Source organism: Hydrogenophaga bisanensis (assembly GCF_042665135.1).
Lineage (GTDB): Bacteria > Pseudomonadota > Gammaproteobacteria > Burkholderiales > Burkholderiaceae_C > Hydrogenophaga > Hydrogenophaga bisanensis.
In genome coordinates this window covers 1-1,469 of sequence record NZ_JBHTBX010000031.1, presented here as the reverse complement: position 1 = coordinate 1,469, position 1,469 = coordinate 1, and the positions used below count along the sequence as shown (strand labels likewise).

Genomic DNA, 1,469 nt, shown 5'->3' with positions numbered 1-1,469 from the left:
GTCGCCTCGGTGCTCCTGCACCATGCGCACGGCGCGCTCGCGGACCTCGGGTGAGAACTTGTTTGACTTTGTCATGGCTCCATATTCTCAGACGTTGGAGCCTCCTCAATTCCCGGGGCGGTTCAGCTCGCCCTGGGCGCGTCACACGTGGGTGGGTCGCCGCCAACAAGCGCCCAGGGAAGGAGTTCGAAGCCCGACGCAACCTTCCATCCGGCCCACTGGGCGGCTCAGGCCGCAAAACGAATATTTCCCGATCCTCCTAGGCTGCCGCGAGACCGCCATCGGCCATCACCTGCCGTTCGTGAAAGACAGGTCCCTGGGCACTCCAGATCCCTCTGCCGCAAACGTGCGCCGCTCCCGAACCGGTCGGTGCAGATCTGTTCGCAAGGCCGAGTCCAGATGCTCTGCCCACGCACCGAGTACACCGATCTCGCTGCGTTTGGTGTACGACATAATTAGTTGAAAAATAGCCGCCGTTAATTACTGTAGATGACGCGGATGAGGCTTCGCAGAGTACAGGATCTAGGGAGAACCCGACACATGGCAAAGACGACGTTCGACACCAATCCGGTGTTGCTCCAAACCCTGCTCAAGAGCTGCGAAGACGGCAAACTGCAGCTTCCCGATTTCCAACGCAGTTGGGTGTGGGAGGAAGAGCGCATCATGAGCCTGATAGCGTCTGTCTCTCGCGGCTTCCCGATGGGCGCGCTGATGTCGCTCAAGTCAAAGATTGACACGGGAGTGGTCTTCGCCTATCGCCCCATAGAGGGCGCTCCAGTTGGTCCGAATATCAAGCCAGAGCAGCTGTTGCTCGATGGACAGCAGCGCATGACATCGCTGTATCAAAGCTGCATGCGCCGTCAGGTTGTAGCCACCATCACTGCCAAAAAGCGACTGGTCAAACGTTGGTTTTACATCGACATCACAAAAGCACTGGCTAACGAGGCTGACCGCGAGTTTGCGATTTTCGCGATGCCCGAGGACCGCGTGCTGAAGACGAATTTCGACAAGGACATCGTGCTTGACCTGTCCTCGCCGGCCCTAGAGTACGAGCACCTGATGTTCCCTCTAAATCAAGTCTTCAGCACGGATGAGTGGATGCAGGGGTTTTGGAAATACTGGAACGCGAAGGGCGAGGACAAGATCGGCCTCTTTTTCCGATTCCAGAACGACGTTCTCAAGAACTTCACTGAGTACCAAGTCCCTGTCATCGCCCTCGGCGCAGACACCTCGCATGAAGCCGTTTGCCTTGTCTTCGAGAAAGTCAACACTGGCGGCAAAGCGTTGGATGCCTTCGAACTGTTGACCGCCATGTACGCGGCCCAAGGCCACAAGCTGCGCGACGACTGGAGTTGACCCGCTTTCGTGGACGGGTACTGGTTTGATAGTCAAACCGTTTCGGGTGTTGTCTCGGCATGCACACGGGCATCCTCGACGACATCAAACAGGGCTTCGTTACTCCTTTCAAA

1 protein-coding gene is annotated in these 1,469 nt (G+C 57.2%); it reads left to right on the top strand.

The genetic code is table 11. The annotated features are described in order from the left end of the window. Positions 1-540: 540 nt before the first annotated feature. The gene (locus ACFQNJ_RS19285; RefSeq protein WP_382260371.1) at positions 541-1,356 is read left to right on the top strand and encodes a DUF262 domain-containing protein; all 816 of its coding nucleotides are present in this window, start codon (positions 541-543) and stop codon (positions 1,354-1,356) included. Positions 1,357-1,469: the final 113 nt, after the last annotated feature.

What these genes read in the sequence shown, in the direction of transcription:
- ACFQNJ_RS19285 (WP_382260371.1), top strand. Translation starts at nt 541, where the DNA reads ATGGCAAAGACGACGTTCGACACCAATCCGGTGTTGCTCCAAACCCTG.